General features: G+C 69.9%; 19 protein-coding genes and 1 pseudogene. 7 read left to right on the top strand and 13 right to left on the bottom strand.

Annotated features, from left to right (window positions below):
• Positions 1-5: 5 nt before the first annotated feature.
• The 10 genes from IF00_RS0134160 to IF00_RS0134120 form a co-directional block, all read right to left on the bottom strand.
• Positions 6-308, bottom strand: a complete 303-nt coding sequence (locus IF00_RS0134160; RefSeq protein ID WP_030324891.1) for a hypothetical protein — start codon at positions 306-308, stop codon at positions 6-8.
• A gap of 36 nt (positions 309-344) precedes the next feature.
• Positions 345-1,124 (bottom strand): hypothetical protein, encoded by a 780-nt coding sequence (locus tag IF00_RS0134155; RefSeq protein ID WP_209439830.1) that lies wholly within the window; start codon positions 1,122-1,124, stop codon positions 345-347.
• A 1,266-nt stretch (positions 1,125-2,390) separates the two neighbouring features.
• Positions 2,391-3,743 carry a DNA cytosine methyltransferase gene (locus IF00_RS0134150; protein ID WP_051820764.1) on the bottom strand — a complete coding sequence of 451 codons (1,353 nt, stop codon included), beginning with the start codon at positions 3,741-3,743 and terminating at the stop codon, positions 2,391-2,393.
• A gap of 9 nt (positions 3,744-3,752) precedes the next feature.
• On the bottom strand, positions 3,753-5,510 hold the full coding sequence (locus IF00_RS47880) for a DNA cytosine methyltransferase (protein ID WP_342451063.1): 1,758 nt from the start codon (positions 5,508-5,510) through the stop codon (positions 3,753-3,755).
• The gene (locus IF00_RS46535; RefSeq protein ID WP_209439829.1) at positions 5,510-6,406 is read right to left on the bottom strand and encodes a hypothetical protein; all 897 of its coding nucleotides are present in this window, start codon (positions 6,404-6,406) and stop codon (positions 5,510-5,512) included. The genes IF00_RS47880 and IF00_RS46535 overlap by 1 nt, the downstream gene beginning before the upstream one ends.
• A complete protein-coding gene (locus tag IF00_RS0134135; RefSeq protein ID WP_030324877.1) occupies positions 6,403-8,385 on the bottom strand; it encodes a hypothetical protein in 1,983 nt (660 codons plus the stop codon). Before IF00_RS0134135 ends, IF00_RS46535 begins: the two co-directional genes overlap by 4 nt.
• A complete protein-coding gene (locus tag IF00_RS0134130; protein ID WP_030324875.1) occupies positions 8,382-9,407 on the bottom strand; it encodes a PD-(D/E)XK motif protein in 1,026 nt (341 codons plus the stop codon). Before IF00_RS0134130 ends, IF00_RS0134135 begins: the two co-directional genes overlap by 4 nt.
• Positions 9,404-11,950: a Z1 domain-containing protein gene (locus IF00_RS0134125; RefSeq protein ID WP_030324874.1), complete on the bottom strand. Its 2,547-nt coding sequence runs from the start codon at positions 11,948-11,950 to the stop codon at positions 9,404-9,406. The genes IF00_RS0134130 and IF00_RS0134125 overlap by 4 nt, the downstream gene beginning before the upstream one ends.
• A 218-nt stretch (positions 11,951-12,168) precedes the next feature.
• Positions 12,169-12,639, bottom strand: coding sequence for a very short patch repair endonuclease (locus tag IF00_RS44245; protein WP_280922635.1), 471 nt, complete (start codon positions 12,637-12,639; stop codon positions 12,169-12,171).
• Positions 12,640-12,721: 82 nt separating this feature from the next.
• The gene (locus IF00_RS0134120; protein WP_030324872.1) at positions 12,722-13,726 is read right to left on the bottom strand and encodes an SEC-C domain-containing protein; all 1,005 of its coding nucleotides are present in this window, start codon (positions 13,724-13,726) and stop codon (positions 12,722-12,724) included.
• Between the two features lie 63 nt (positions 13,727-13,789).
• Between IF00_RS0134120 and IF00_RS0134115 the strand changes: the two genes are divergently transcribed.
• Positions 13,790-14,596: a class E sortase gene (locus IF00_RS0134115; protein WP_030324871.1), complete on the top strand. Its 807-nt coding sequence runs from the start codon at positions 13,790-13,792 to the stop codon at positions 14,594-14,596.
• 171 nt (positions 14,597-14,767) lie between these two features.
• Here the strand turns inward: IF00_RS0134115 and IF00_RS0134110 are convergent, their stop codons facing one another.
• Positions 14,768-16,183, bottom strand: coding sequence for an MFS transporter (locus IF00_RS0134110; protein WP_030324866.1), 1,416 nt, complete (start codon positions 16,181-16,183; stop codon positions 14,768-14,770).
• Positions 16,184-16,280: 97 nt separating this feature from the next.
• Between IF00_RS0134110 and IF00_RS0134105 the strand changes: the two genes are divergently transcribed.
• The 5 genes and pseudogenes from IF00_RS0134105 to IF00_RS41745 all read left to right on the top strand — a co-directional run bounded on the left by IF00_RS0134105 (position 16,281) and on the right by IF00_RS41745 (position 20,822).
• Positions 16,281-16,820, top strand: coding sequence for a winged helix-turn-helix transcriptional regulator (locus IF00_RS0134105; protein ID WP_037639717.1), 540 nt, complete (start codon positions 16,281-16,283; stop codon positions 16,818-16,820).
• An 86-nt stretch (positions 16,821-16,906) separates the two neighbouring features.
• Complete coding sequence (locus IF00_RS0134100) at positions 16,907-17,203, top strand: DUF6412 domain-containing protein (RefSeq protein WP_030324864.1); 297 nt, start codon at positions 16,907-16,909, stop codon at positions 17,201-17,203.
• A gap of 92 nt (positions 17,204-17,295) precedes the next feature.
• Positions 17,296-18,006 (top strand): annotated as a pseudogene (locus IF00_RS0134095) (YidC/Oxa1 family membrane protein insertase); the annotation flags it as partial.
• Between the two features lie 336 nt (positions 18,007-18,342).
• On the top strand, positions 18,343-19,200 hold the full coding sequence (locus IF00_RS0134090; protein WP_030324860.1) for a fumarylacetoacetate hydrolase family protein: 858 nt from the start codon (positions 18,343-18,345) through the stop codon (positions 19,198-19,200).
• 131 nt (positions 19,201-19,331) lie between these two features.
• Positions 19,332-20,822 carry a choice-of-anchor A family protein gene (locus tag IF00_RS41745; RefSeq protein ID WP_051820763.1) on the top strand — a complete coding sequence of 497 codons (1,491 nt, stop codon included), beginning with the start codon at positions 19,332-19,334 and terminating at the stop codon, positions 20,820-20,822.
• Here the strand turns inward: IF00_RS41745 and IF00_RS0134080 are convergent.
• Positions 20,794-21,276 carry a heme-degrading domain-containing protein gene (locus IF00_RS0134080; protein WP_030324982.1) on the bottom strand — a complete coding sequence of 161 codons (483 nt, stop codon included), beginning with the start codon at positions 21,274-21,276 and terminating at the stop codon, positions 20,794-20,796. The two genes, IF00_RS41745 and IF00_RS0134080, sit on opposite strands and share 29 nt — an antisense overlap.
• Positions 21,273-22,361 carry a Gfo/Idh/MocA family protein gene (locus tag IF00_RS0134075; protein WP_030324858.1) on the bottom strand — a complete coding sequence of 363 codons (1,089 nt, stop codon included), beginning with the start codon at positions 22,359-22,361 and terminating at the stop codon, positions 21,273-21,275. Before IF00_RS0134075 ends, IF00_RS0134080 begins: the two co-directional genes overlap by 4 nt.
• 85 nt (positions 22,362-22,446) lie before the next feature.
• On the opposite strand from IF00_RS0134075, the gene IF00_RS0134070 reads away from it, so the two are divergent.
• A complete protein-coding gene (locus IF00_RS0134070; RefSeq protein WP_030324856.1) occupies positions 22,447-23,574 on the top strand; it encodes an ROK family transcriptional regulator in 1,128 nt (375 codons plus the stop codon).
• The last annotated feature ends 337 nt before the right edge of the window (positions 23,575-23,911 follow it).

Raw genomic sequence — 23,911 nt, 5'->3', positions numbered from 1 at the left:
AGGAGTCAGCCCCGGTCGCGGGTGACGGCCCAGGAGGCGGCGGCCATGCCCCCGGCGACGGAGAACACGGCGGGCCAGGCGCCGATCTTCTTGGCGAGCGGGTGGGACCCGGCGAACGCGGCGACGTAGGCGGCCCCGAGCCCGGCAGCCACCTTGGCCCCACCGACCTGCTGCCACTCCCTCGCGGCGACCCCACCCGCCACGGCGAGCACCGCACCCCCGAGGGGCCGCTTCTTGGTCCACCGGGCGACGGCGTAACCGCCTACGAGCCCGGCGGCGGCGATGACGGGGGAGGGGATGCGGGGCATGGCGGGCCTTTCGGTTCGACGGGTCGTCCTACGAGCCTACGAGGGGGTGTGAACGTGATCCCTCTCGGGCATCGGCATCGGCTCGTTCGGGGTGGGGGTGGCGCATTCGGCGCACAGGTTCTCGTCGGCGAGCGGCCGGAACAGCATGGGCTGGGTGTGGTGGCCGGTGCACTCGCGGGTGCCTTCGAGGCGGACGGAGAGCCGGATCCGGGTGGGGGCAGGTGGGGGCGGAGCCGGCAGGGTGCGGGGTGGGACGTCGCGAAGGAGATGGCGGACGAGGCCACCGGGTCGGTGAACGGGCGTCCCGGCGCCGGGCAGGCCGCGGAGGACGCGCTCGTGGACGTCGGCGGACGAGTGCCCGGCGTCGAGCCAGCGGGCGGCGAGGCGGGCGAGTTCGTCACGCATGCCGGGCGGGATGTGCCGCAGGGCGGGGGAGAGGAGAGGCAGCGCGCCGACGAGGGCGCGGGCGTCTTCGAGGTGAGGGCTGGTGGGCGTTCCGCCGGAGGGCGCGGGTGCAGGCGCGGGTGCCGGCGCAGACGCAGGCTCATCGACGGCCTCGGCCGGCTCGGCCGGAAGGTTGGGGGTGTCTTCCTTGAGGTCTTTGTCTGGATGACCGTCGGTCGCCGGGGTGGTCGGCGGACCGGCGGCCGGTTTCCGGGGACTCGGTACGACCTGCGGGGTTACGCGGTCCGTGCAGCCGGGAAGGGGTGTCCGGGCGAGGAGCTTGGCGGCCGCGTCGGAGGTCAACGGGGTACTGGAGACGAGCTGTTGGGTGACCCAGCGACCGCCGGCCCCCTGAACCCGCCGTTCATGCACGAATCCCTCCTCCTTGAGCTGCCTCTTGGCGCGGGTGAAGGCGCATCCTCCGATCCGGGCACGTCGGGCGGTCGCGGAAAGGGACTCGCGCGCGTCGCGGGGGAGGGAAAGCTGCCAGGTCAGGAGTCGAACGGCGTCGGAACTGAGCCGAGGATGCCGAATGATCTCGTGCGAGAACTGACTGAAGGCGTGGGAGGGCGCGTTAAAGTGCCGGTAGATCACGGTGGAGGCCTGTTTCCACTAGTGGTTCAGGCCCTCGCAGATGGCTGCAACCATCGGCGGGGGCCGTTTTGCGCGAAGGTACCGCACGGATCGTGTCCAGGCGGGCGCGCTGAGTGAAGAGCGCTCGTGTGGGTGAAGAGCAAGCGCGGCAGACCTGGGCGGCAGCTCCACCTCGGGCGCGCGGGCGCCCTCTTTCCGAGTGTGGCGTCCTCCGCCGCCGGGTCAAGGGCGCTCCTTCGTCGCGTCGGCTTCGCCGATTCCGCTGCGCTGCACCCTTGACCCGGCGACGGAGGCCGCCTTTTCACACTCGGAGGGCGGCCGGGGGCGGGGCCGCGCGGACGGCCCGGGCAGTGTCGGGGGTCGGCGTGCGCGTGCGGGCCGGTGGGTGGGGGCTGGGTTCGCGGTCGGGGTCGGTGGACGCGGTTCCGTGGGTTCGGGGTGCGCGGTTGTCGAATGGGGCGGCCGGGCTTGGCTCAGCGGCCGACCGCCGTCCCGGGGTGGGGCTTCAGGCCCCGCTGGTCTGTGTTCGTGGGTGGTGGGAGCTGTCGGCGTGAGCCGTACCTCCGTCGGCCGCAGCGGTCGACGCAGCGACTGCCGCGTCTCGCCCCACAGGTCACTACACCTACTCCCAGGCCCCCTCCCGCGCGAGGCGCGGAGCGCCGGCGTCTCGCCGTCTGGTTCGAACAGCGCTGGCCCGCTGGGGCCTGGATTCGTTTACCGAGGACGCCTCGCAACGCGTGAAGGCCGGGAAGCCCCTGGTGGGCGATGCGGTGCGCGACGAGGTCGCCGACAGGCAGGTCATCGTGACCGACGTCCGCGGCGACACTGTGTACGTCCTTCGCCACGGCTGGGGCGGGGCGACACTTGGGAGCCGAAGAACTCGAGAAGCTCACGCTGACAGAGCCGCCCGGCGGATGACGACACCGCCGTCAGGGACGGGACACTGCCCCAGCCGGTTATGAGAGTGGAGCCCGAGGCGCGCGGCGCCACGTGTGGTCTGGTCAGGCCTTGCCCCTGCCGGCCGGATAACGCCCTGGCTCGATGTCAGCTGCGCAGGAAGGAGTAGATGGCCGACGCTATTGCTCTGCCGAGGGGAATCGGAACCGCATTTCCGATCTGCATGGCGATTTCCGTCTTGGAGCCGCACCATCGGAATGTGGAAGGGAATCCTTGAATGCGGGCGGCTTCGAAGTGAGTGATCGGGCGGTTCAATTCGGGATGCAGGTACCGGCCCTTCTCGGGCTTGAAGAACTCGGTTCTGATCGTGACGGACGGCTCTCCGCGGCGAAGACGTCCCATGACGTCTCCTGAGCCGGTGTTGTGACTATCCCAGCTATCGGTGGACAGGGGCACCACGGGAGTCGTCACTCCCGGCGGATTCGGCTCCGTGAGGTACTCGATTTTTCCGGATTCGTTCACTGTGAACCACTTGCCACGCAGATTCTTGCGGTTTCCGCCGCGCGGAATCGCGCCGTAGCGCGCGAGTGAAAGGATCTCGGGGTTGCGGCGGATGTGCAGGTCGTTGGTTTCGAAGACTCCAGGTACTACAGAATCCACCTCGGCGACGTGGTCCTTGCTGTCGGGAAGCTCGGTTCCCCTGAGAGGGATCTCGTCTGATTCCGCGAATACGCTGTCTACGGCGTTCCAAGACCGGACGCCTCCGTCGAATCCGTCGAGCGGCTGGGCGGGCGTCTCGGTTGTCCCCTTGGGGGGGCGGAAATGCGTCTGAGGCGGGTAGGCCATCGAGTGGCCGCCTTCGATATCGCGCCGCACACCGATGACGATCGCACGACGCCGCGCTTGAACCGCTCCGTAGTCCGCGGAGTTGAGGAGGTAGCGGCGAGTCTTGCCTTCCTCGGTATCGGACGGCTGGTGTCCCGGAGGGTCGACGAGCCGGTAGTCCGCGAGGAGCCCCCCTGGGCGCACTTCATTCAGCAGGTTCTGGAATTCATCCGACTTGAGGAAGCGGTCGACGTTCTCGATGACGAAGACTTTCGGTCGGACTTCCGCGACGATGCGGACGTATTCCTCCCAAAGGCGGTTGCGCTCACTGCCCTTCTTCCTGCGATTCAAGGCGGAGAACCCTTGGCACGGGGGGCCTCCGACGATGACATCCGCGTGAAGGGTCTCCTTCGTCGGCTTCCATTCCTCGATGTCGCCGAAGTAGACGCGAGCCTCAGGAAGGCTCTTGTCAGGTCGGCCGCTGCCGAAGTTCATCGCGTACGTGGCAGCCGCCGCCTTGTTGTGCTCCACCGCCGCGACGCTGTGGAACACAGGTCCGTCGTCGGCCATCCCGTCCGGCCTGAACTCATGGAACCCCTGGGTGAAGCCGCCGCAGCCGGCAAAGAGGTCCAGGACGGTGATGGGCCCAGGGGAGGTGGGACGGGACGCGCGCATGGTGCGATCTTAGCTTCGTAGAGCCGCTGCGATGGCAAGTCCGACCGCCGTTGCCAGAGGAGGCGGCATGGCGTGACCGATCTGACGGTACCTGGACGTCTTGCCGCCAGAGAAGTGCCAGTCTGTGGGAAACGACTGGATCATCGCGGCCTGCTCGACTGTCAGCTTGGGATGGTCGACGGCCGGGAAGTCGGGGCTCGGTGGTTCGTCGCCAAGGCTGTTCCCGTTCACCCCCAGAGAGGCCCACGCCTTCTTGCTGCCGGTGGGCCCGAGATCGGCACCCCCACGACGATCGGAACCACCGATCAAGGCCGGTGCGATGCGATCGGCGTTCTTGATCCACTGTTCCACGCCGGGCCAGCCGTTCGAGGCCATCGAGGGGCCGAGCACCGCACCGACTGTCGGCGGTGCGGTTTCGTGTCCGTCTGGCCACTTGAAACGTGAGAAGTAAGGATCTCGCAGCGCGATCAAGAAGCCGCTGCTCCGATTCTGCGGAACGCCGAAGTTCGAAGCGTTGAGGACTCGCCAGCTCGAGCGGTAGCCCGCGCTGATCAGCTCCGCCTCGATCCAGGCGCGGTCCACCTCGAAGGCGGGGCTCTCCACCAGATCCGGCACGTTCTCCAGAAGCACGGCCTTCGGCTTGATCGAGCACGCCAACTCGACCGCAGCTCTGAGGACGCGCCGCTCTTCCGTGTCTTCAGCGCGTCCTACCGTGGCGGGTGACTTCACACGGGGCAATCCGCCGCTCAGAAGATCGACGCCGACGACGTCCGGACGCATATCAGCATGGAACTGCACGACATCCATACAGACGACATCCCAGCCGGGGCGGTTGAGGTCGATGGTGAAGCATGCATCGGCCTTGCTGTCGATGAGGAGCAACGGATCGAAGCCCGCCAGCTCAAGTCCCAGCGCCTGGGCCCCTGCTCCGGCGCAGATCTCTATCGATTTGAACCGGATGTTCGTCGCTGGAGCTGGAGCTGGAGCTGGAGCGGGAGCGGGAGCGGGAGCAGGGGCAGGGCGTTGAGCGTCGACGGACTCCTGCGCCACGGCACGAAGCTCGTCGTCCAGGTCACCGCCTTCGATGCCGTCGAAGAGCACGAAGGGGGCGAGTCGAAGCAGCCGCTTGAGAAAGTCGCGGAATGTGTCGCGCTCGTTCAGCCCCTGAAGGTCGAGGTCGTTCCAGACGCGGAGAATGGCACGCACCATGTGCGGACTTCCGCCCAGAGCGGCACGGCGGGCATAGATCTGATCGAAGGCGGCCTCGCCGAGGATCTTGAGAGCGCCGTACGGATCCGACGCGTCAGAGGAGCGCACCAACTGCCCCCGCCACCAGAGCCGGCCGAAGACGTGCCGGGTGAGATCCGTCCCTAGGACGCGGTCCCGCGGGGGATGCGGATAGCGCCAGTACGCGACATCGGGGAGTACGGCGATTGCGAGGAAGGCCCATGCGTCGCGGGAAGCCGCCTCCGCAGGGACCATCCCCATCTCTGCATGCAGGAGCGCGGCCAGCCCGAGATCGAATTCGGCATTGCGGGCACGGTCGGACGAGTGAGGGAAGCCCGAGCGTTCGGCGAGCTCGACGACGGCCCCGCGCAGCTCTTTGAGCCGCTCCGTCGAAACCCTGTCGCCGCCGGTGGCGACGTATACCGCCGACGGATGTGAGTAGGACACCCGCTCGGTGAGTTCGGAGATCGAGAGATCCCGGTACTCCTCGTAGAGCTGCCTGGCCTGCTGGGGCAGCAGACGCGGATACAGAAGGCTCATCACGACACCTCGAAGATCTTGACGGCGGCCTGAAGGTCCGAGGCGAAGATCGCCGGTGACTGCAGACGGCGCAGCCGGACGTCGGTTATGGACTGGTCCGGGAAGAGCTGGTCGAACAGACTCAGAAGCGTGGCGCCGACGGAGTCCTCGGCGTAGTCGGATTCCTCTGAGAAGTCCTCATGGGCGAGGGCGTATTCAATCATGATGCGAGCTGCGTCCGCGTACACCGCAGAGAGCACGACCTGGTCGACAGCGCGCGGCTTGTGGGCGTTTTCGAATGCCGCAGTGGTGACCTTGTTCTGTTCGTTGACCAGGAGCAGGAGGGAACCCATTGTGGCGCTCTCCATGCCGCCGCTGATCTGTAGATGCCAGGCGGCGCCGTCCGGAAAAGACGTATTGGCGAAGTCGATGACGGCCATGGGGAACTGCGGTGCGTCGCCCTGAAGGCGAACCGATTCTCGTTCGCTCCACAGGACGGAGCCCGCGCGACGGGGGGACGACGGCCGGCCGTCGCTCCGACGTTCGGCGAGAACAAGAGCCGTGTCGAGGACGAGGAGTCCGCCCAGGTCGGCTCCAGGCAGTCGAACCTCCAGTTCCACAACACATACGCCGCGGTCGGAGAGTCGCGTCCGGTGACCCGGGCCGCTCAGATTCGAGCCGCTGGCCGTCCACACGGTGGCCAGCATCAGCACGGTCTCCTCAGGAAGTCCGCACTGGGCACGAACGCGATCGAGGTCGACACGTACGGTTCTCCGGAGGGTCAGGTCCATGCGGTAGTCCCAATGCGGTAGTGCCTCGGGTAGGGGCACTTCGCCGTCGTCGACGACGAGCCGCCACGGTTCGGCATCGACGACGTCTTCGGACGGGCTGCGGTACGGAAGAACACGCCGGCTCATGGTGTGCTCACCGCCTCCACTCTGATGCCGATCTCGGTCATCGTGTCCGGCGCGGGTTGGACAATGGCGCGCCAGACGGATTCGCCGCCGTCGATCACACAGGTATCCGACGTATGCAGGTGCCCGTCGACGTCCTCCCAGCCCACAAGCGTCGGCATCTGCGCCCCGATCGGCGGATCCGTCTCGCGGCCGCCGACTCCAAGCAGCGCGACGGCCAAGTCGGCATGGACCCGCTGCGATATGGGCACGGGTAGGCGGAACTCCTGAACGAGCACCGTCAGGTCGCCGCGATCGTCGAAGTAGGGATCGCCGACATACTGGACTCTCGGCCGCCTGCGGCGTCCGGGAACGCCTGTCTCGTTCGTGTCGGCGAAGTCGATGCCTTCGGCGTTCGTATTCCAGGTCTCGTGGGCGGCTCCCGAGCCCCGTCCTGACGCGGCGCTGTGGGAGTCGCCGCCGGTCGAGGCCGTCGTTCCAATTCTCTTTCCTGAAGCCTCCTGCGCGCCGGAGCGTGTGGCGGTGCTTCCGGGCTTGGTGTAGGCGGTTGCTCCGCCTACACCCCAGGCGCCACCGACCAGCCCCGAGAACAGTGTGCTTGCCGCTCCCAGTGCCACGCTGCGTGCACCGGGGCGAGCGACTCCGCCGAGCGAGAGCAGCTGATCGAGCGCTTCGTCGATGCGGCGGAACGTCGTGTGGACGAACGTGCTCTCAGGACGCTCCAGCGATTGCGGATTCCAGGCGTCGTGCGTGGGAGGCTCGGCCTTGGCGTACACGTCGTCCATGGACTCGTCGGCCCGGAAGACTCCCGCGTACGCATGGTTCTCGCTCGGAGGTTTCGGGCCTGGCCGGTAGGTCACGACCAGCTCGGCCGGACGCATCAGACAGACATGATGAACAAGCGTCTCGATGTTCAGCATGCGTCCCGCGCGGCTTGGCTCAACGGGTGGCCGAATGCGCTTCACCGCCCCGAAGCGACCGAGAAGACGCTTGGGCCTGAGGCACTCCAGGCTGCGACCGTCGGGCCCGTTCAACGCCTCGTAGGCGGAGACGAACATGTCGAGGGGAGCGGTCTCCCGCGGGTCCGGGACCGGGTGATCGACTCCGTCACAGGTGACGGAGAACCGCATGGCGGGGTTGCCGCCGGTAGAGATCATCTTCGGCCAGAGATGCCAGGCGATGGTCTCGGCCAGATAGTCCGCGGCCTGGGAGGGCTCCAGTTCGTCCAGGCTCGGATCGATGACGACGACTGTCGTGCCAGTCTCATCGCCGGCGAACGGTCTCAGCCCGAGGCGACGCGCCACTGTGTCTGCCTGTGTCCCGATCAGCGGCTCGATCACGTCTCCGGAGGCGTCGCCCCACCAGTGCCGACCTGTGAAACGACGGCTCGCCCCGTTCTGGACTGCCACGTGGCTCTTCCAGAGGGTGCATCCGATGAGCCGCGTCTCAAGCTCGCCGTGTGGAGTGCGGCATCGCGTGTGGACGAGAATCGTCCCTGGTTTCGAGAGCAGGTAGAAGATGCCCTTGCCGAAGCCGTAGGTTCCACCGCCCAGAGCCGTGTCACGGGGCTCCCCGATGTTGCGAATGAACGAGGCGAAGTCCCGATCGCTCCCTACGGCGTCGTTGGCGCGGGTCGGGCCCCCCAGTCCGCGGGTCCCACGGTCTGACACGGACAGGAGTCGGACCGAGCCATGCCTGATCGTGTCGCGCAGTGGAAATTCGTCTGCATTCGCCGGTGCGCCCGCGAGGAGGAGTTCGCGCCACGTGCCGATGTGGGCGGGGCCGACGGTGGACACGTCGATGCGGTAGTCGACAGGATCCGTGGATGTCGTGGAGCGGGCGTCCCAGCTGTTCTGAGCCGACTCACGCACGAGGATGGTGAGCAGGTCCAGCTCAGGGCGACCGAGTTGATTGCGGATGCCTTCGGCGGCGCTTGCCCCTTCCGGCGGGTACGGCTGGGAGAACCAGCGGGGCTCGATCACCGCACCTCCTGAACGATGTCGTCGATCACTCGTGACACCTCGTCGTCCGTCATCGGAGCGGGGATGTCGCCAGAGAGATCTATCGTGTACTCGACGTTCTGGACGGACACCGACAGCCCCGCCTCCACGAGGGCCTCGGTTGTGAGGCCGGGAAAGCCGGGACCCACCTGATACCACCTCTCCTCCTCGATGAGGAACCGCGCGCCGCAGTAGCGATCGGCGTCCGCGGAGCGGTACCCGGCGGTCGCGAGCAGTTCGAGGAGCGAGCCCTCGTCGTCGCAGAGACTGCGGGCCCGATCGACAAGCTCGACTACGGAGGCACCGAGAGAGCCACCGGGTATGGGCTGCAGGCGGAACCAAACGAGGGTCAGCGACCCGTCGTTCGGCCGATCGAGCTGGCCGAGTCCGTGGATGCGAGGCCTTCGCCCAGTGGCGGTGCCGGTTTTGACCTCGATGGCCGTGGACCCGGATGAGAAGTCGTGCCGATGACGCTCAGGCCCCAGCCATAGGCGATGCGCACTCGGATCCATCTCCAACAGGTGGCAGAGGACGGTGAGTTCACCGAAGAGGCTGGCGAGCTGCTCGCCGCTCAGAGGGCTGTCCTGAGTGCGGAAGAGTTCCTTCCAGCGGTCGAGGACATGATGGAGGGCCTTGAGTGGATTCTCCGGATGCTCTTCGGTAGTGCCCAAGACGTCGACGCACAGCTCGGTGAAGAGATCGTTGAGATCGCTGCGTAGGCATGCAAGATCCGCGTATGTCTGGTAGGTCTCGTCATCCTCCAGCGGGCGCTTGCGCAGCTGAAGCGCAGGCCCGTCCAGTCCGGGCCGCACTCGGCGATGGGCCGGTATCGGTACGAGGACATGGCGGAATCCGTGATGGTCTACGGCCACCGCCAGTGGGTTGTCGTGCTCGACGACGATCGGGAGGTGAGAGACGCGGAGGCGGCGCTCACCCGTGGTCTGTTCGGCCTCGAGTGCGGCCCAGCGTTCCTCGACGAGACTCCGCAGTATCTCCTCGCTCATGCGTCGTCGCTGTCGAGGATGCTGTAGTCCTCGTCCTCGATGCGGATCTTCGACAGATCGGCCGAAATGTACTTCTCGACGGTGCTGTCGTACAGGGGAGCCGGGAAGACCAGGCCCACGCCGATGACGTGCTCTTCGGCGTTCAACGCTTCACGCCTCAGCTTCGAGGGGCTCGGCGCCGAGACCTTGTCGATCGGGTAGAGGACCAGCAGGCCGGTGTCGGGGAGTTCGGCACGGCGGCGATCCATGATGCCCTTCTCCTTCAAGGTCGAGACGTCCCCGTCGAGGTCCACTGCGGCGTCTCGGCGGCTCATCAGGGTCTTGATGTCGGCGAGACCGGGGGTCGGATTCGGCACGGAGAGTCGCGCGCGAGTGTTGCGTCCCACGGAGACACCGGGAGCGAATTCGAAGTCCTCGCCGCGAGGGTTGCCGACGATTGCGACGTTCCACCGGCGTAGCGATCCCGCCGAGACCCGCTTCCGGATGTAGCCCGTCAGCAGCTCGGCATCGTTCTCCGGGGACTGCTCGTGGAATCGGTAGGAGGACAGGAAGTCGACGACCAGGTCGTAGGGCACGTCGCGATAAACGAACCGGCCCTCCGAGGGCCTCTCCTCCGCCGTGACAGCGTTCGCGACCGAGGCACCCACCAGATCACGGGCGGCGTCGATGTTTCCGCGCAGCCATTCTCTGTCGGTGTGGAAGTAGTGGGTCTGGACACGCTTGCCGCCGTAGGAGGACGCCGCCGTCACGGCATCACGCATCTTGGCCGCCGCCGTCACGCGGAGGGCGGGGTGTGTCCGCAGACGTACCGCGAAGGTGAGTGGAGTCTCGTCCTCGGTCATGTAGATGTCGACGTCGCGGCGCATTTCGGTCTCGACGGTGGCGAGGTGCCGGAACCACTCGGCCAGCTCGTCCGTCATCCAGATCCGGGGGAGGTCGGCGTACCCGTTCCGGAAGCCGAACCAACGTCCCATCTGAAGCAGGGTGTCGTACGCCGAAACGGCCCGAACGAAGTAGCTGACCGACAGGCCTTCGAGGGTCAGACCCCGAGACAGGGTATTGCCGCCCACTGCGATCGCGGTGACCGGACCGTTCTCGTAGTCCAGGCGATACTCGCTGTTCGAATTGTCCATGATGATGCGGCAACTCTTGAGCACCTCGGGCAGCTCAGGCAGCAGCGCCTCGAACGGAACCTTGGTCTCTCCGAATTCCTCAGCCGGAACCTGGGCGGTCTCGCGATCCCAAAGACTGCGCAGTCGAAGCAGGAGGGCGCTGTCAGACAGCGACGCGGCGGTGCGATCACGCAGGTGCTCGAGCGGTCTACGGAAACTGTCGTGCACGGTGGTCTTGACGCTGGTGTGGATCAACATCGTGTTGTGCTGGTTTCCAGTGCTGCGAACACGCCGTGCTGCGGTGGCCAGCCAGAAGTACTCGATCGCCGTCCGCAGGGTGTCCGTGATGACCGGTTCGAATCCCTCGGCGTCCGCCTTCGTCATGGGGCGCACACAGGGCACATCGTCCTCGGGTACGGATCGGATCATGTCGTGGCCGTCGTCGACCTGCTCGGGGTCCTCGCCGTCGAGGGCGTAGCGGCCGAAGAGGACCTCGGTGCCGAAGTGCCCGTCAGGTTTGGGCAGGTTGACTACGAAGTCCTTGGGATAGAGGTCTTCTGCACCCGGGTCGATCAGCAGGTTCGCGAAGGGCGAGGCGGTGTACCCGACGTATGCGCACCTCGGAAGGGTGCTCATGATGCTCAGGATCAGTGGATTGATCGACTTGGTCGCCACCGTCGCCTGGTCGGCCTCGTCGTCGATGATCAGCGTCGGGCAGTCCTTGAGGTAGTCGGACGCCGCCTCAAGCCACCGGAAGAGCTTGCGCAGCACCGTCGCGTTCTTCTTGACCACGCACAGCACGCGCGTCCCGTTGCTCTTGCCGAAGTAGGAGGCGGGGTTCTCCTGGGGAGTGAAGTCCCGGTCGAGACCCGTCAACTGCGACCACATCGCGGCGTTCGGCTCGACGAGCTGCTGCACCAGACGTGCCTGGGTCTGTCGTCGCAGCCCGTTGTGGACGCCGGCGAGAACGATGAAGAGCTTGTAGCCTCGGTCGGCCGCTTTGGCGATGACGGAGGTGAAGTTGGTCGTCTTGCCCGACTGTACGTACCCGACGACGAGCCCGCGTGTCGAGTAGGACTTCTCCTTGGGGTGGTTCAGCAAGGAGACGACGCGGGTGGACGAATCGTCCAAGGACTTGATGGCGGGGTCCTCCGGCCATCCGTCTTTGCGCAGGGTGTCGACGATCGCAGGCCAGCACTTGTCTTTGGCATGCGGCCCGGTGTACCAGGTGTCGCGGTTGCCGAGGACGACCGCGTGCGGCTCCTCCAGCTCCTTGATGCGTACGGTCTGCTGCTCGTGACGGTCTCGGATCTGCTGGATGATCTCCGCGCCGATGCCGAGCTGCTCCAGTCGCTTGACCGCTTCCGAAGGGGGGAACGAGTCCAGGAGAGCCTTGAATGTGTCGTACATGCCGCTGAATGCATCGGTCATGGGCAGTGACCGCTCCCCTGTCTCGTGCGCTTGAGGTCGAATGAACCCAGGGGCGCTCCGACGTCGTGGGGGGCATCTGCTGAGCAGAGTGCCGGCACGTCACCTTTGTTCAAGGTCACACATTATTGGGTGTCGCGGCTCATGAAAAAGGGCATCGGTCTCACAGCTGGTATGGAAGCGACCGATCTGTGGCTGAAACACGATGGATCCGTTGCCGTTCAACGCATGTTTCTGTCACGTTCAGTAGCGATGCGGTGATCGTAGAGCGCCTTCAGTCGGGCTGCCGCCTGAAGAGGGTCCTCGTGCTCCCACACCCTGAGAACAGCCCATCCGGCTTCTTGGAGGAGTCTGTCTGTCTGTCTATCGCGCGCCCGGTTCTTCTCGGCCTTATCCGCCCAATATTCCGGATTTGTCCGCGAGACGGTGAAATGTTCAGGGCATACGTGCCAGAAGCAGCCGTCGAGGAAAACCGCGATACGTGCTCGGGTGAACACAAGGTCTGCGGTCCTCCGGATGGCCGGAATCGGCCGCTTGGAGACGTGGTATCGGAGACCGAGGGCGTGAGCTGCGCTTCGCAGAGCCCGCTCGGGCTTGGTGTCGCGGCCCTTGTTCGACTGCATACTCCGGCGGGTCCCCGGGCTCGAAGCCCACGAGCCTTCGGGGAGCTTGGCTACGGAGTCGCCGGTCATCTGATCCCTCATGGTCGAGTATGCCGCCGCACGATACAGACGTGCCTGGGATCCAGCCCCAGGCAGGGGTGCCGCCTCGGACCTACTCCTGCACTTCGCGCCCGTGGCACTCCCCATACGCATTCCCCGACCCGCACCAGCACCCCTCGCCCCGTGCCGGCGGCCACCCCGTAGCCCGGCCCCGGGCCGCCAGGGTCGTCGCGTACTGGGGCAGCAGGTCCGCGTTCGACGGGTGGGTGGATTCCGAGGCTGCGAAGGCTTCGTACGAGGGGACCGTGGCTCGGACGATGCCCAGGTTCGGGGTGCCCGCCTGGGCGAGTTCTCGGAGGGAGGCCTCGATGTCCGTCAGGTGGGCGCGGTACGTGGGGTACTCCGCCTCCAGTTCCGGGTACGCCGTGAGGAGCTCGTCCAGTTCCGGTTCCGGCCAGTGCAGGACCGCCACCGGGAACGGGCGGGAGAGGGCCGTGCGGTAGGTGCCCAGTTCCGAGCGGAGGCGGGTGATCTCCGCCTGGAGTTCCGCCGGGTCCTCCGAGCCCAGTGACCACAGGCGCTTCGGGTCGTGGAGTTCGTCCAGCGGGACGTCCGCCGTGTGCAGGAGGTCCGCCTGGTCGTCCCAGTCGTCGTGCGGCAGGGCCAGCATGCGGCGGATGCGGTGGCGGGTCGTGAGGAGCGACTGCGTCGCGTGGGGGAGTTCCGCGGACGTGACAAGCAGCGCCGCCGCTTCCGTCAGCGTCTTCTCCGCCGCCTCCAGTTCGTCGTGCGCCTCCAGCGTCTCCGCCGCGATCTCCCACGGTGCCGCGTCCGTGGGCCGTGCGCTCCGGACGCCTTCGATGATCGCGCGGGCCTCCGCCTCGTGGCCGTACTCCCACAGGTTCGCCGCCTTCAGCGACCTGATCAGGAGGGGGCTCGTGGGGGAGGAGGAGAGCAGCGTGTCGTAGAGGGCCGTCGCTGCCTGGCGGTCGCCCGCCAGTTCCAGGTGTGCCGCGGCCTGGAGGTACAGGGGTTCCCGGTCTCCCGGGTACTGCGCTGCCGTGCGCAGCAGGCGCTCGGCTTCGGTGGTGTGGGCGGCAGGCGTGTCGGGGCGCATGCTCTCCACCGTACTGCTGTACGGGCCTGGAGAGTTGGCGCCTCAGCGCTTATCGTGCCCCGCGTGCGGGTCAGGGTGGGGCAGCGGGTGCCGGTCGTCGTCCAGTCGCGAGGGCGGCGCCGTACCGGTGCGCGCGTGCTGTGGATCGCCGCCGAGACCGTCGTCACCTGTGGCGTTGTCGTTCTGCTGCTTGTGGTGCACCAGCTCTGGTGGACCAACCGGCAGGCCCGCGCCGAGGCCCTTCAGCAGGTGCGTGTCCTTGAGCGGGAGTGGGGGGAGTGGGACATCTCTCCTCCCGCCCCTGCCGCCGCCACGGGTACCGGCGGTCCGTCCGGTCCTCCCCGTCCCGGCGTCCCCTCCGTCGAGCCCGTCGCCCCCTCCGAGGGTCCCGCCCGTCGTCCCACCGCCGGCTCCGTCCCGGACGGGCGCGACACCGCCGCCTTCGCCGTCCTCCGCATCCCCCGCCTCGGCCTCACCGTTCCCGTCGCCCACGGCGTCTCCAAGCGGTCCGTCCTCGACAAGGGGTACGTCGGGCACTACCCCGGTACCGCCGCTCCCGGCCGTACCGGGAACTTCGCTCTCGCCGGGCACCGCAACACCCACGGCGAACCCTTCCGGTACATCAACCGGCTGGCCAGGGGGGATGTCATCTCCGTGCGGACCCGGGGGGCCACGTACACCTATCGCGTCGATCGGATCCTGCCCCGGACCGCTCCCCGTGACGTGGGGGTCGTGCGGGCCGTGCCGCGGTCGATCGTCTCGCCCTCGTACGGGTACGACGCCCCCGGCGCCTATCTCACCCTCACCACCTGCACCCCCGAGTTCAGCAGTGCCTACCGGCTCGTCGTCTGGGCGAAGCTGGTCCCGTAGTCACCCTTGGCCGGGTGATGTCCGTTCTCCGGTTGTGCGGGGCGACGCCGGTCACTCCTGTCGTCGCCCGCGCCCTTGCCCTATGGGTGACGGGTCGCCAGTTCCGCTGGTTTCGCCGTGTCCGTCGTCGCGTCTCGCGAGGAGTTCACCGACGCCGCCGTCGTCCGCGCGTCAGCGTGAGCCCTTTCGGCCGAGCGTCAGCGTGAGTCCCGCGCCCGTCAGGGCCAGTGCCGCCGCCACCAGGACCGCCGTGTCCGGGCCCGCCGTCGCCAGTGCCAGCATCAGGGCCACGCCCGCCGAGGAGCCGATGTAGCGGGCGGTGTTGTTGGCGCCCGAGCCCATCGCCGCGCGCTCCGGCGGTACGGAGTCGACCGCGAGGCGCGGCAGGGCGGCGTTCAGGAGGCCGCTGCCCGCGCCGGCCACCAGGAGGCCCGGGAGGAGGCGGGGCCAGGAGCCGGCCGGGCCGTCCAGGCCGCCCAGCAGGGCCAGGACCCCCGCCGCCGACAGGACGAAACCCAGGGCCAGTTGGTACGGGGCGGAGAGACGGCCCGCGAGCCGGCGGGCCTGCAGGGCCACGACGAACGCCGTGCCCGACCAGAGCACGAACAGCCAGGCCGCGCCCAGGGGGGACATCCCGGCACCCGCCCCGCCGCCCTGGAGCAGCGCCGGCACCACGCTGAACAGGCCGATCACCGCCAGGCCCGTGAACAGCGCCCCCAGCGTCGACGCCAGGAAGGCCGGCCGCCGCAGCAGCGCCGGATCCACCATGGGCGTCCGGCTCCGGTGCTCGACCAGTACGAACAGTGCCGTCAGGGCGAGCGAGGCGAGCAGCAGGAGGCCCACCTGGGGGCGCAGCCAGCCGTCCCGGCCGAGGGTGAGCGCGGTGAGCAGGGCCGCCAGGGCCAGGCCGAGGGCCGTCGCGCCCGCGAGGTCGGGGCGGGTGCGTGAGCCGGCCGGGGGTGCTTCGTCCGCCCTCGGCAGGCGGGCCCCCGCCGCCGCGACCACCAGTGCCGCCGCGCCCAGGACCTCGTACGCGAGCCGCCAGTCCACCAGGCTCAGCGCGCCCGCGAGGAGCGGGCCCAGTGCGATGCCGGCGCTGACGGACGCGCCCCAGATCCCGGTCGCCCTGATCCGGTCCCGGCCCGCCGGGTACGCCTGGGCCAGCAGGCCGAGGCTGCCCGCGAGGACCGCCGCGCTCGCCGCGCCCTGGGCGATGCGGGCCGCGGTGAAGGTGGCCGTGGAGCCCGCGGAGGCGCCGAGGGCGGTGGTGAGACCGAGGGCGAGGGTGCCGAGGAGGAAGACGCGGCGGCGGCCGTGCGCGTCGGCGAGGCTGCCGGCCACCAGGAGGAGCACGGCGAGGCCGAGCGGGGTGCCGTTGAGCAGCCAGGCCCGGGCGGAGACCGGGGTCCCGAAGGCGGCGGCCATGTCGGGGAGGGTGAGCATCGGGGCCGTGTAGTTCATCAGCGCGACGGCGGTGGCCGCGGCGGTGACGGCGAGCGTGGCCCCGGGGCGGGTGCGGGTGCCGGTGCGGAGGTCGTGGGTCGGGGCGGGGATGTGGGTGTGGGCGGGGGACGCGGGCTGGGGCATGGCGGGGACCTTTCCACCCGTCGGTTCGGTGAACGAACTCGGTGCGAGACGGTCAAGGTACCAGGAAGGTTCATTCAGTGAACCTGGATTGGGTACGATGAATTCCATGGCTCTCGGCAAGGACTACGCCCACCAGCAGTGCTCCATCGCCCGCGCCCTCGAAGTCATCGGGGAGCGCTGGACGCTGCTCGTCGTGCGCGACGCCTTCTACGGCGTCCGCCGCTACAACGACTTCCTCGTGCACCTCGGCGCGCCCCGCGCCGTCCTCGCCGCCCGCCTCCAGGCCCTCGTCGAGGCCGGTGTCCTCGACCGGCGGCGCTACCAGGAGTCGCCCCCGCGCGACGAGTACGTGCTCACCGACCGCGGACTCGCCCTCTGGCCCGTCCTGCGCTCGCTCGGCGCCTGGGGGCGGGCCGAGGTTCCCGGAGCCGTGGCGGTGCGCCACTTCCACCACGCCGACTGCGGCACCGAACTCGGCCCGTACGGCGAGTGCCCGGCCTGCCGCGTCCCGGTACCGCCCGCCGACGTCGAGATGCGGCCCGGTGACGGGCTCGACCGGGACCCCGCCGACCCGGTCGGCCGCGCCCTGCTCGCACCCCGCCGGCTCCTCGTCGCCCTGGATCACGCGAAACTCTGAACACGGCCCGGGGGCGGGAACTCCTGGGCCGCTCCGTACGTCCTCTCGGTGAGCAACGACGTGTACGCGGGAGAGGGGGTGGCGGAATGACGACCAGGAGTCTTGTCCTGCGCGTACTCGCGCCGTTGTTCTTCCTCCTCGCGCTCGCCGATCTGCTGCTCTCCGACGGCGGTGGCGTCTCCGCCGCCGTCGCGCTCGCCGCGACCACCGTCGTCTGCGCGCTGTTCGGAGCCCGTACGGCCCCGGCCGTGCCGCCCACCGCCGTGCGCACCGCCATCCGCGACCGCGAGCGGCGCACCGCCTTCCTGCCCCAGCGCGATCCCGACGCCGCGGGACGGCGCAGACCCCGCGCTCCCGGCCGTCCCCTCCCGACGGCCGCGTAGGAGCACCCCCACACCGGACCTGCCTCTCGCGGATCCGTCATGCCGAGAACGACATCTCCCCGGCACGACGAGACCCCACGGAGGGCTCCCCCATGTCCGTCATCCTTTCCGCCTTCGGCTCCTTGGTCGAGCGGCTCGCCGCCCTGCTCGAACCGCTCTTCGCCACCACCGCCACGGCCGCCGCGATCGTCCTCTTCACGATGCTCGTACGGCTCGCGGTCCACCCGCTGTCCCGGGCCTCCGCCCGCGGGCAGAAGGCGCGCACCCGGATCGCGCCGGAGCTCGCCGCGCTCCGCAAGAAGCACGCCAAGAACCCCGAGCGGCTGCGGAAGGCGGTGACGGAGCTGCACGCGCGGGAGAAGGTCTCGCCGTTCGCCGGGATCCTGCCCAGCCTGCTCCAGGCGCCCGCGTTCCTGCTGATGTACCACCTGTTCGCCGGCGACCGGATGGCCGGGCACGCCCTTCTCGCCGCCCCGCTCGGCGACCACTGGGCCGACGCCCTCTCGCACGGCGGCCCCTTCGGCCCGGCCGGCCGGGTCTACCTGGTCCTCTTCGCGCTCGTCGCCGCCGTGGCCACGTACACGTACCGGCGTACGAAGGCGCAGCTCGCCGCCCAGCCCCTGGACCTGGGCCAGCCCACGCCGGGCGCGGGTGCCATCGCCAAGGTGATGCCGCTGCTCTCCTTCGCCACCCTGATCACGGTCGCCGTCGTTCCCCTCGCCGCGGCCCTCTACGTCGTCACCAGCACCACCTGGACCGCCGTCGAGCGCACCCTTCTCTTCCGGGAGCACCCCGGTCGGGGCGAGAAGGGCGAGCAGGGGGACGGGGAGGAGAGGGAAGGTGCGACCAAGGGCGCGTCGAAGGGCGCGGCCAAGGGCGCGACGAAGAGTGCGACCAAGGGCGCGTCGAAGGGCGCCACGAAGGGCGCGACGAAGAGTGCGGCGAAGGGTGCGGCGAAGGGTGTGAAGAAGGGGCGGGCGCCGCTTGCTACTCGTGCGTAAGGGTCCAGTGGCTGAACGGGGTCTTGCAGAGTGACCCGATGTCTTGGAGGATCGACCAATCCTCCGATGGCCGCACTCCATCGGCCGGGGTACCTCAGGGCCCTTTCCCGGGCCCGCCTCGACCACAGGGAGAAGTCCATGAAGCTGCTGCGTGTCGGCCCGCCGGGAGCCGAGCGTCCCGCCCTGCTCGACCAGGACGGGACGCTTCGCGACCTGTCCGCGCTGGTCGACGACATCGACGGCAGTCTGCTCGCCGACGCCTCCGCCCTCGACCGGGTGCGGGCCGCCGCCGGCGCCGGCGTGCTGCCCGCGCTCGACGCCACCGGGCTGCGCGTCGGCCCGCCCGTCGGCCGGATCGGCAAGGTCGTGTGCATCGGGCTGAATTACCACGGCCACGCCGCCGAGACCGGCCAGGCCACCCCCGCCGAACCCGTCGTCTTCCTCAAGGCCGCCGACACCGTCGTCGGCCCGGACGACACCGTGCTCGTACCGCGCGGCTCGGTGAAGACCGACTGGGAGGTGGAGCTCGCGATCGTCATCGGCCGCACCGCCCGCTACCTGGAGACCGACGAGGAGGCCCTCGCGCACGTCGCCGGGTACGCCGTCGCCCATGACGTCTCCGAGCGCGAGTTCCAGATCGAGCGCGGCGGCACCTGGGACAAGGGCAAGAACTGCGAGACGTTCAACCCGCTCGGCCCCTGGCTCGTCACCGCCGACGAGGTGCCGGACCCGCAGGCGCTCGGCCTGCGTCTCTGGGTCAACGGCGAGCTCAAGCAGGACGGACACACCTCGGACCAGATCTTCCCCGTCGCCGAGGTCGTCCGGTACGTCAGCCGGTTCATGACCCTCTACCCGGGCGACATCATCAACACCGGCACCCCCGCGGGGGTCGCCATGGGGCAGCCGGAGCCCAAGCCCTACCTGCGCCCCGGCGACGTCGTCGAGCTGGAGGTGGACGGCCTGGGCCGGCAGCGGCAGGAGCTCAAGAGCGCCTGACCCCCGATCGCGTGCTTCCTGCGGGAAGACGGCGGCCGCACGTCGGCAGTCGGCACTCGGGAAGACGGAAAACGGCGACGCCCCGCGTGGGGCGTCGCCTTTTTCATACCCTTTTTTGCATATTGCCGGATATGGAACCCCTCACGCACGAACGACGACGCGACCGGCGCCGTCTCGCCGTCATCGCCGCCTCCACCGTCGCCACCACTGCCCTCGTCGGCGCGCTCGCCGTCAACAGCTGGGCCGACCCGCTGCCGGGCGGGCTCGGCCCCTGCCTCCCGGGCAACTGCCCGACCGGCCCGTATCCCGACATCGGCAGCGGCACCGTCAAGTACCGCGACAACAACATCAACGTCTACGTCGGCGGCGACATGCTCGTCCGCGAGGCCGCCGCCGAGGCCGAGGGCAAGGTCGTCGTCCTGGGCGGCTTCGACATGAGGAAGCGCGCGGGCGCGTCCAGCGTCTACAACGTAGGCGTCGCGGGCGTCGGCTCACGCATCCCGCCGGACAACGGCACCGACTTCCTCACCGTCGGCAGGAACCTGACGGTCGCCACCGGCCAGCGCCTGCTCGCCGAGGAGGGCTCGGTCAGCGGCGTCGTACGGTACGGGGGCGCGCTCTCCGGCACGGTCGCCCCGCCCGCGGTGCACAGCGCCGATGCCGCCGCCCCGTACACCGCGCTCCGCGATCAGCTCACCGACGCCAGTCAGTGCTACGCGTACGTGAACGGCGCCTCCCGCCCCGCCACCGGCACCGCCGTCAACCACAACAGCGAGACCGTCTTCACGGGTGACGGCACGTCGAAGCTGCAGGTCTTCAACGTCGCGTTCGATCTGGAGACCATGGGCGGACGCCAGCAGGGCATCCGCTTCGAAAGGATCCCGGCCGGCGCGACCGTCCTCGTCAACCTCCTGGGCGCCGACCGCACCGTCGACTCGTACATCAACCAGCTGCCGGACGGGCTGCGCGAGCGGGTGCTCTGGAACTTCCCCGACGCCACCACCGTCAGGTTCGAGGGCACGGCCCAGTTCGCGGGCAGTGTGCTGATCGGCGACCAGGGCAGCACGACGACGATCACGATGCCGGGCATGAACGGCCGCTTCTTCACGACCGGCAACCTGACGCACGCCTCGGAGACGACCGGCGGCGGTGGCCAGGAGCTCCACGCCTATCCGTTCAACGGCGACCTGCCGTCCTGCGGGGGCGGCACGCCCACGCCCACACCCACGCCGACGGACCCGACCCCGACTCCCACGGACCCGACGCCGACCCCGACCGACCCCACGCCCACACCTACGGACCCGACCCCGACGCCGACCGAGCCGACCCCGACTCCCACGGACCCGACTCCCACCCCGACCGACCCCACGCCCACGCCCACCCACACCGATCACACGACCGGCGGGTCGGCGAACGGCGGCAGTGACGGCGGCTACGGCGACAACGGGGGCAGTGACGGCGGCTACGGCGACGACGGCGGCGGCCACCACGGCCCCGACGGCGCACTCTCCGAGACCGGCGCCGGCACCGGGAAGATCGTCATGGGCGCCACCGCCGTCGGTCTCGCCCTCGGCGGCGGCGCACTCGTCCTCGTCAGCCGGCGGCGGAGGCGTACGAGCTGAGCAGGCGTTCCAGTGCCTCGACGACCATGGCGTGGTCCTCGGCCTGCGGCAGTCCCGACACCGTGACCGAGCCGATCACGCCCGCGCCCTCGACCGCGACCGGGAACGCGCCGCCGTGCGCCGCGTACCGGTCGGGGTCGACGCGGGAGGACGCCTCGAAGGTCGTCCCCTTGGCGCGGAACCGCGCGCCGACCAGGAACGAACTCACGCCGTACCGCTCGACGACCCGTCGCTTCCGGTCGATCCAGGCGTCGTTGTCCGCACTCGACCCCGGCAGCGCGCAGTGGAAGAGCTGCTGCGGCCCGCGCCGGATGTCGATCGCCACCGGCGCCTCGCGCTCGCGCGCCATGCCGACGAGCAGGCCGCCGAGCGTCCAGGCGTCCTCGTACGTGAAGCGGGGGAGGACCAGCCGGGCCTCCTGCGCTTCCAGTTCGCTCACTTCCTGGGCGCTCACAGCGTCACCGTGATCCCCTCGCGGGCGGACCGCTTCGCCGCCTCCAGGACGTCGAGCGCGGCCGCGGCCTCCTGCGCCGTCACCGGGTTCTCGCCGGCGCCGCGCAGGGCGGCGGCGACGGCCGCGTAGTACGCCGGGTAGTCGCCCGGCAGCGACTCGACCGGGGTCCCGCCGCCGGTGAGCGGCGACTCGCCGGAGCCGAGCCGGCCCCACAGTTCCTCCGGCTCCATCCCCCACACCGTGCCCGGCACGGGGCGCAGCCCCTCGCGGAGGGCCGCCTCCTGCGGGTCGAGGCCGTACTTCACGAAGCCCGCGCGCTGCCCGAGCACCCGGAAGCGGGGGCCCAGCTGGGCGGTGGTGGCGCTCACGTACAGGTGCGAGCGGACGCCGTTCGCGTGGGTGAGGGCGAGGAAGGTGTCGTCGTCGGCCTCGGCGCCCGGCCGGCGTACGTCCGACTCGGCGTACACGGAGACCACCGGGCCGAAGAGGACCAGGGCCTGGTCGACGACGTGGCTGCCCAGGTCGTAGAGCAGGCCGCCGATCTCCGACGGCGCGCCGGACTCGCGCCAGCCGCCCTTGGGCAGCGGGCGCCAGCGCTCGAACCGCGACTCGAAGCGCTGGACGTCGCCGAGCGCCTTCTCGTCGAGGAGCCGGCGGAGGGTCAGGAAGTCGTTGTCCCAGCGGCGGTTCTGGAAGACGGAGAGCAGCAGGCCCCGCTCCTCGGCGAGGACCGCGAGGGCTCGGGCCTCGGCGGCGGTCCCGGCCAGCGGCTTGTCGACGACGACCGGCAGGCCCGCCTCCAGGGCGGCCGTGGCGATCGCGACGTGCGTCTTGTTGGGGGAGGCGACGACGACCAGGTCGAGCTCGTCCGCCGCCCCGTCCGCCCACAGTTCCTCGGGGGTGGCCACGACCCGGACGCCCGGGTGGGCGGCGCGGGCCTCGGCGGCGCGCTCGGGGTTGCCGGTGGTGACGGCGGCGAGGACGAGGTCCTCGGACGCGGCGATCAGCGGGGCGTGGAAGACGGAACCCGCGAGGCCGTAGCCGACGAGGCCGACGCGGAGGGGAGTGCGGGGGGTGCCAGTCATGAACGCCACTTAAGCAACGCTGTTGCCAAAGTGCAAGCGACAGCGACAATGGGCAGGTGAAGGCGGACCTGATCGGAGTGGTGGAGTGAACGTGCCGGCCCTGCGCAGCCCCAACGCGGCGCTCGTGCTCGACCTGCTGCGCACCGCGGACGAGACCGGGATCAGCCGCCTCGAGCTCGCCGAGCGGACCGGGCTCACCCCGCAGGCCGTCAGCAAGATCACCGCACGGCTCCGGTCCGAGGGCCTCGCCACGGAGGCCGGCCACCGCGCCTCGACCGGCGGCAAACCCCGGACGGTCCTGCGGCTCGTCCCCACCGCCGGGTACGCCGTCGGCGTCCACCTCGACCGCGACGAGCTGACCACGCTCCTCACCGACCTCGCGGGCACCGTCGTCGCCCGGCGCACGCGCGCCCTGGACCTGGGGGCGGGCGCGGGGCCCGTCCTGGACGCGGTGACGGAGGAGGTGCGGGGGCTGTTGTCCGGCCCCACGGCCGGCGCCGTCGAACCCGCGCGGGAACCCGCGCACGAACGCACCCCCACCCTCACTCCCGCCGTCCCCACCCCCGCTCCCGCCCCCACCTCCGTCCTCGGCGTCGGTGTCGCCATGCCCGGGCCGCTCGACCACCGTGCGGGAGTCCCGGGCCGCGTGACCGGCTTCCCCGAGTGGGAGGGCCACCCCGTCCGCGAGGAGCTGGCCCGGCGCCTCGGACTGCCCGTCGTCCTCGACAAGGACACCAACGCCGCCGCCCTGGGCCTCGCCGTCCGCCCCGCCGCCCCCGGCTCTTTCGCGTACGTCCACCTCGGTACGGGGCTCGGCGCCGGCCTCGTCCTCGGCGGGGCGCCGCTCCGGGGGGACAGGACGGGTGCCGGCGAGCTCGGCCACCAGACCGTCCAGCTCGACGGTCCCCCGTGCGGCTGCGGCGGGCGCGGTTGTCTGGAGGTCCTGTGCCTCGCGGCGGTGGCGCGCGGCGACGCGGCCGGGGCCGCGCGCATCCTCGGCGCGGGCGCGGCCAACGTCGTACGGCTCCTCGACATCGACCAGGTCCTGCTCGGCGGCAGGCTCGTCCTCGCCGCGCCCGAGGTGTTCGCGGGAGGGGTGCGGGAGGTCCTCGCCGGGCTCGGCCTGCCGGCCCCGGTGAGCGTGGCGGGGGAGCGGGACACGGTGGCGGAAGGGGCCGCGTGGCTGGTCCTCACTCCGATCTTCGGGAAGTAGTCGGGAAGTAGGCAGAGAGGTAAAGCGGTAGGTACGACAGTAGGCCGATCGGGCGGATCGGCCGGGCCGTCCGGGGGTGGACCCGGTGTCGCTGCCCGGCCCCCGCCCCTGCGGCATGGCAGCGTCGCGGCCGCCCCGTACGTCCGCGAGCAGCAAAGGCCCGGCCCCATGGCATCCGCCCCCCTGCGACCGCGCAGCCCCCGCGCCCTCACCGCGGCAGCCGCACTGGCGGTCACCGCGACGGCCCACCTGGCCCTGGCGTCCCCCGCCCTGGCCGCACCGGCCCCCCCGGCGACCCCCACGACGGCTCCCGCCCCGGCGCAGGCCGCCCCCGACA

It is taken from the genome of Streptomyces flavochromogenes (assembly GCF_000717595.1).
GTDB classification, from domain to species: domain Bacteria; phylum Actinomycetota; class Actinomycetes; order Streptomycetales; family Streptomycetaceae; genus Streptomyces; species Streptomyces flavochromogenes.
Note: the sequence above shows the minus strand (reverse complement) of the source record. Positions and strands in the feature narration are given on the sequence as shown.